This is a genomic window from Psychrobacter sp. A3 (genome assembly GCF_028823565.1).
Taxonomy (GTDB): domain Bacteria; phylum Pseudomonadota; class Gammaproteobacteria; order Pseudomonadales; family Moraxellaceae; genus Psychrobacter; species Psychrobacter celer.
The window spans coordinates 1-6,313 of record NZ_JAPEHS010000112.1; the positions used below are offsets into that span (position 1 = coordinate 1).

Annotated in this window: 9 protein-coding genes; 7 read left to right on the top strand and 2 right to left on the bottom strand. The window is 48.1% G+C overall.

Annotation, left to right across the window (positions count from 1 at the left end; genetic code table 11):
- The 3 genes from NK638_RS11445 to NK638_RS11455 form a co-directional block, all read left to right on the top strand.
- Positions 1-191, top strand: a 191-nt coding sequence (locus NK638_RS11445) for a hypothetical protein (protein ID WP_274633107.1), incomplete at its 5' end; no start/stop codon positions are given.
- 57 nt (positions 192-248) lie between these two features.
- Positions 249-773: a TPM domain-containing protein gene (locus NK638_RS11450; protein ID WP_105244887.1), complete on the top strand. Its 525-nt coding sequence runs from the start codon at positions 249-251 to the stop codon at positions 771-773.
- 214 nt (positions 774-987) lie between these two features.
- Positions 988-1,986 (top strand): adenosine deaminase, encoded by a 999-nt coding sequence (locus NK638_RS11455; RefSeq protein WP_274633108.1) that lies wholly within the window; start codon positions 988-990, stop codon positions 1,984-1,986.
- 120 nt (positions 1,987-2,106) lie between these two features.
- Here NK638_RS11455 and NK638_RS11460 read toward each other — a convergent pair whose 3' ends face one another.
- Positions 2,107-2,943, bottom strand: coding sequence for an SIR2 family NAD-dependent protein deacylase (locus NK638_RS11460; protein ID WP_274633109.1), 837 nt, complete (start codon positions 2,941-2,943; stop codon positions 2,107-2,109).
- Between the two features lie 35 nt (positions 2,944-2,978).
- Here NK638_RS11460 and NK638_RS11465 point away from each other — a divergent pair, with 35 nt between their 5' ends.
- Positions 2,979-3,341 (top strand): hypothetical protein, encoded by a 363-nt coding sequence (locus NK638_RS11465; RefSeq protein WP_274633110.1) that lies wholly within the window; start codon positions 2,979-2,981, stop codon positions 3,339-3,341.
- Positions 3,342-3,365: 24 nt separating this feature from the next.
- On the opposite strand, the gene NK638_RS11470 is transcribed toward NK638_RS11465, so the two are convergent.
- Positions 3,366-4,289 carry a LysR family transcriptional regulator gene (locus NK638_RS11470; RefSeq protein ID WP_274633111.1) on the bottom strand — a complete coding sequence of 308 codons (924 nt, stop codon included), beginning with the start codon at positions 4,287-4,289 and terminating at the stop codon, positions 3,366-3,368.
- Positions 4,290-4,461: 172 nt separating this feature from the next.
- On the opposite strand from NK638_RS11470, the gene NK638_RS11475 reads away from it, so the two are divergent.
- The 3 genes from NK638_RS11475 to NK638_RS11485 form a co-directional block, all read left to right on the top strand.
- The gene (locus tag NK638_RS11475) at positions 4,462-4,908 is read left to right on the top strand and encodes a DoxX family protein (RefSeq protein ID WP_274633112.1); all 447 of its coding nucleotides are present in this window, start codon (positions 4,462-4,464) and stop codon (positions 4,906-4,908) included.
- A gap of 44 nt (positions 4,909-4,952) precedes the next feature.
- Positions 4,953-5,771 carry a DODA-type extradiol aromatic ring-opening family dioxygenase gene (locus tag NK638_RS11480; RefSeq protein WP_274633113.1) on the top strand — a complete coding sequence of 273 codons (819 nt, stop codon included), beginning with the start codon at positions 4,953-4,955 and terminating at the stop codon, positions 5,769-5,771.
- Between the two features lie 366 nt (positions 5,772-6,137).
- Positions 6,138-6,313 (top strand): type I restriction-modification system subunit M N-terminal domain-containing protein (locus NK638_RS11485; RefSeq protein WP_274631907.1); only part of this gene is annotated, 176 nt, incomplete at its 3' end.

Sequence of the window (6,313 nt, forward strand, 5' to 3'; positions counted from 1 at the left end):
GGATGTTCCTTATCTCACGTGGCTCAGGCGGTGGCCGTGGTGGCCGCGGCGGCGGTGGCGGTGGCATGATTTTCTTACCGGGCATGGGCGGCGGTAGTGGCGGCAGCTTCGGTGGTGGTGGTTTTGGTGGCGGCGGCTTTGGCGGCGGCGGTGGTGGCTTTGGCGGCGGCGGTGCCGGTGGCTCTTGGTAGCCTTATACAATGAAAAAAAACAATCGTGAGCAACGACGTATTTGAGGAAGTAATATAATGGCAGAAAACAATACTGCACATCCCAGCTTTGCCCGCTGGTGGCGCCAAGTCTTGTTTGTGCCTTTGATGCACAGCAAGTGGCTGACAGCGGCTGCCAAAGCGCGCTTGACAGCAAAGGTAACCAGCGCGGAGCGTGGTCATCGCGGCGAGGTATTTTTGATTATCGAAAACCACCTTCCTATTCAGCAGGCTTATCATATAGGCTGCCGTGAGCGCGCCATTGATTTGTTTAGTGAGTACCGTGTGTGGGATACTGAAGAAAACACAGGCGTGCTGGTCTATGTCAATATCTGTGAGCACAGTTTAGAGATTGTGGCAGATCGTGGCATCAGCGCCCACGTCAGCCCGACAGTGTGGCGCGCCATGTGTGATAAAGCTGTCGCTGGTATTGCCAACCAAAAAACAGAAGAAAGCTTGCTTGAGCTATTAGATGAAGTGGGGCAAGTGCTGCGGCAGTATTATCATCTCGAGCATGACCCTGCAGGCAATGAGCTGTCTGATACAGTGGTGTATTTGAAGTAAGTTTGCTAGTTTTTACTTGCTAGTGTTTAAAGAAAGCCTGATCAACACGCCCTAAGCATTTTTACTAAATGTTTTCACTTAGGAGCTTTTACTTAGCAGGCTTTTGTTAAATTCTTAAAGCGTTGTGCTGCTCACCTATTCACCTGTAGGGTTTTTGCGTCAATTCAAATATAATATCGTCTGTCCTAAGACAAACCGCCCTTACTGAGATATTATGATTGAATTAATAAAAAAACTGCCAAAAGCTGAGCTACATTTGCACATCGAAGGCTCGCTCGAGCCTGAGCTGATGTTTCGATTGGCGCAAAAAAACGACATCCAAATACCTTATAAAGACATAGACGACGTCCGCCGCGCCTATAACTTTACCAACCTACAAACCTTTTTAGATATCTATTATGCTGGTGCCAACGTCCTTATCACCCAGCAGGACTTTTATGATTTGACATGGGCCTATATCCTAAAGTGTGTCGAAGACAACGTCATTCATACCGAGATATTTTTTGACCCGCAGACCCATACCGAAAGAGGTGTTGAGTTTGCAACCGTCATTACTGGTATCAAATCAGCGCTGGCAGATGCCAAGGCCGAGTACGGTATCAGCTCTTGTATCATCATGTGTTTTTTACGGCATTTGTCGCAAGACGCAGCATTTGAAACTTTAGAGGCGGCCATGGCATTCAAAGATGATATCGTCGGAGTGGGGCTTGACTCATCCGAGCTGGGCAATCCGCCGTCTAAGTTTACAGAAGTGTTTAGACAGGCCAAAGCCGCTGGTTTCAAAGTGGTCGCCCATGCTGGCGAAGAGGCAGATTTTTCTTATATTTATGAGGCGTTAGACGTTTTGCGCAGTGACAGGATCGATCACGGCGTGCAGGCGATACATAGCGCGGCGCTGATGCAGCGCCTAAAAGAGGAGCAAATACCGCTGACCGTTTGCCCGAATTCAAATATCGAGCTTAAGGTGTTTGAGAGCTATCAAGATCATAATATAAAAACGCTGTTAGACTATGGGCTAAATGTCAGCGTTAACTCTGATGACCCTGCGTATTTTAAAGGCTATATCAATCAAAACTTTATCAATCTGGTAGAGAACTTGCCGCTGACAGAAGACGATATCGTCACTTTGGTAAAAAACTCCTTTAGAGCGTCATTCATAAACGATGATCTAAAACAAGCGTATTTGGCACGAGTGGATCTTGCGCTGCAATAAGCACGGCTCACGATGTCAAAAAAGGGGGAGCACTTTATATAAAGCGCTCCCCCTTTTTATTGCGTGACTTGATAGCCACGTATCTGATTTATTTGGACTCGACCATATCATTGGCTGCACTTATAAATCAGTAATCGCTTCTATTAGCGGCGGCAGTATCACGCCTGCTTTTTCTGCAAATGTGATATCGACGATGGTGTTTGGTGTGGGATTGGGGTTTATCTCCATAACGTGCGCGCCGTTTTGTTTGGCTAACTGCGCCAATCCCGCAGCAGGATAGACGAGGCTTGAGGTACCGATACTGATAAACACCTCGCAATTAGCCGCAGCTTCTTCGGCAGTCTGCCACGCCTGTACAGGTAGGGCTTCGCCAAACCAAACAATATCTGGTCTAATATAACCACCGCAATGCGGACAGGTGAGTAGGGTGTTGTCAAAGCTCAGATCGAGACGCGTATTAACGCTCATAGTGTTTTGCATAGTGTCTTGATGGTCAGATGCGGCGCTTGATTGCTCCTGATAGGGCGCATTACACTGACCACAGCGGTTGCGCCACAGATGCCCATGTAGATGAGTCACCGAGCTACCCGCTTGTTCATGCAAGTCGTCGACATTTTGGGTGATGAGTGTCACTGTTTGATCGGAGGTTTGCGCATGATACTGCCACTGAGCCAATGCATGATGCGCTGGGTTTGGTGCTTTATCAGCCACCAACTGCCTGCGCCACTGATACCACGACCATACAAGCTTTGGATCACGAATAAAGGCCTCAGGGGTTGCCAAATCCTCGACTCCGTAGTTTTCCCATAACCCTGTTTGCTTATCTCGAAACGTTGGGATGCCGCTTTCTGCAGAAATACCAGCCCCAGTCAAAATGCAAATACGTGATTTCGATTTCAACAGTTGTGCTGCACGCTGTACTTCTGTTATGAGTGCGGGTGTTAATTCTGCTAACATGAGCCAACCCTTATTAATGATGGATATGTTTTCTTATGATAGACGGAATGTGGTGGCTTGTCATACTATTCACTGTGATTGCCGCCTTGTGGCTATTGGCAAAATCACGTGGCGCAAAGACGGACACAGGGTGCAGTGGTAAGCAATCAAACCAGCTGCCTTCTAATGACGCGCTACAAAAGACAGCCGCGCTGATTGAAAAGACCTTTAGCCATTACCGTGTAACGCGGCGTAGCAATCACCTGCTGGTCACCAAGCACGCCCTCAAAATCGCTATGATAACGATGGATAAAAAAATCCCCGTTGGTGAGCGTCTTTTGGGTGATGTACGGGTGCTCAATTATCATCGTGTGCCAAATGTGGCAATACTAAAAGAGGCTTTGTCATCAGCCTCGTAACAGACCATCATGCGTTTGCTTTGGTCAATTCTGATTCGCCGCGATGCGCGCATCCCAATATGGCGGCGAGCCATAATAGTCGCTAAGAAAGTCAATAAAGCAGCGCACCTTATGCGGCAGCAATTTTTTGTGCGCGTAGACGGCGTACAGATGAATGGGTTTTGGCTCATATTGCGGCAATATCGGAACAAGTGTGCCTGTGCTTAGCGCCTCACTGGCAATAAAGGTCGGCTGCAACACAAAGCCTGCACCCGCGACGGCGGACGCCACGAGCACGTCGCCATTATTGCTATAAAAGGTGCTGCTTTGCTTAAAATAGCGTGTCCTTAGGTACTCGTAAATCTCTCCAGTCGCTTCCATATTAATGTAGCTGTAATGCAGGTAGCGATGGTTGTCCAGCTCTGCTAAGGTACTTGGCGTGCCATGCTTTTGTAAATACTCAGGCGACGCGCACAGTACGACACGAATCGGCGCAATCTGTTTTGCCACCAGCGAAGAGCTTTTAAGCTCGCCAATACGTAGCGCAATATCAAAGCCTTCTTCGACAATGTCTACCTTTCTGTCATTTAACTGTAAGTCAATCGTCACATCAGGATAGCGGTGCTGAAAGTCGGTGGTCAGCTTGGCCATGTGCTTGAGTGCAAAGGACACAGGGGCACTGATACGCAACGTACCTTTTGGCTTTTGTTGTAGGCCGTGCAGCTGTGCCGTCATATCATCGATACTGAGCAAAATCTGCTGCGCGTGGACAAAGTATTGACTGCCCGCTTCGGTGACATTGACTTGGCGTGTGGTGCGCTGTAATAGCCGTGTGCCGAGCTTTTCTTCTAACTTAGAGACATATTTACTGACCAGCTGCGGTGACAAATTAAGCGTGTTTGCTGCTTTGCTAAAGCTGCCTTCATTCACGACCGCGACAAAGGCGCGCATTGCATCAATACTGTCCATACTCCCTTCCTTTTATAACAGTCATATATCAGGTGCTTATTTTATAGTTATTATCAATGATGTGTTGTTAATTATTCAATAATGTACGCCTTATTCTTTAAAAGTGTTGATAGTAAAATAAGACCATCTAAATAAGAATCTCATTTTTAATATTCGTATTAAGGTATTGGCTATGCAACATTCATTTTTTAATAAGTTATTGGCAACGCATGCAGGCTATGCCGCACTCGTACTGCGTGTGCCTGTCGGTTTGATTTTGATGGCGCACGGCGCACAAAAGCTGTTCGGCTGGTTTGGTGGTAATGGCTTGGCAGGTACGGCAGGATGGCTTGCCAGTATCGGTATCGAGCCTGGCTATTTGATGGCGATATTGGCAGGTGGCTCGGAGTTTTTTGGTGGGTTGGCACTCATCATCGGTCTGCTGACACGTCCTGCGGCACTGGCGACCGCGTTTACGATGCTGGTAGCGATATTCTCAGTCCACATCAGTAATGGCTTATTTATGTCAAACAATGGCTACGAATATGCATTGACCTTAATGGTGGCGACGCTTGCACTGATGATACAAGGCGGCGGTCATTTGAGCGTGGACAAACTGCTCAGTACCCGATCAGCCTAATGTAAATCGCCGCACCCATTATCCATAACACAAGGAGTAGACTTATGAAGTCTGTCAGTCATACCATGACGCAACCTGTATTTTTTATTCCGCATGGTGGTGGGCCGTGCTTTTTTATGGACTGGCAACCTGCCGACACATGGCAGGGGATGGCCGACTTTTTACGCAGTATTGACAGTCGCTTGCCCGCACCGCCGAAAGCAATTGTCGTTATTAGCGCGCATTGGCAAGATACAAACTTTAGCGTGACAACGAGTGCTCAGCCCGAGCTGATTTATGATTATTATGGTTTTCCGCAGCATACCTATGCGCTGACGTATCCTGTCAAAGGCGCGCCAAACTTGGCTGCGCGCATCAGTGATAGATTGAGCCGTGCAGGTTTGGACAATACGCTAAACCCCACACGCGGATTGGATCATGGCGTATTTATACCGCTCAAGGTAATGTTTCCAAATGCCGATATTCCTATCGTCCAGCTGTCACTACGCCACGATCTTGACCCTGAGGCGCATCTGCTGGCAGGTCAGGCGCTTGCCAGTTTGCGTCAAGAAGGGGTGTTGATTATTGCCAGTGGCATGAGCTTTCATAACATGCGCGGCTATGGTAACGAAAACTTTACTGCGCCATCTGAACGCTTTGATGCGTGGCTGAGCGCGACGATGCAGCAGCTGAGAGATGCACGCTTTGCCGCCCTGAATAACTGGGAACACGCGCCCGACGCGCACATCGTCCATCCTGCTGGCGAAGCAGAGCATTTGCTACCGCTTATGGTCGCTGTAGGTGCGGCAGGGGAGGACACTGCGCACAAAATCTACTCCGAGCAAGTGCTAAAAACCCAGATATCGGCGTGGCAGTTTGGGTGATTTGATAAGTAAAAAGGGGTGTGTAATCGCATGTTCTAAATAAAGATACGCCCCAAACCGAACTTTTGAGCAACGTAGAACGGCGCATCTACAGTTGCTCTTTGTTTGTATGCGCTAAAGCACTATGTTGTTTTGCGCCAGTTTTACCAAAATTCAGTGATACGGAGTGCGCTGTAAAGAAATGCAGGTAAACATCCCTTAATACACCAGCGTACTGCCCAGCTGTCCAAGCGAATTTCATATTCCTGCTTGCCGAGTACCGTCCAATACCCTTATGATTGTCTTATTCTGTCTGAGATCTGAGCATATCGCCAACCTACGATCTCACGCATCTGTTATTCGCGCAACAAACAATAAGACTTTCCTATAACCAAAAATTTCTCTCAAACAGCGGCTTTCATCTGGTCGGTCGCTGACCTGCTACGCGGTGACTTTAAGCAATCGCAATACGGCCGCATCATCCTGCCATTTACCTTACTTCGTCGCCTAGAGTGCGTACTAGAAGAGACCAAAGCCGCTGTCGTTGCAGAAAACCAGCGTAT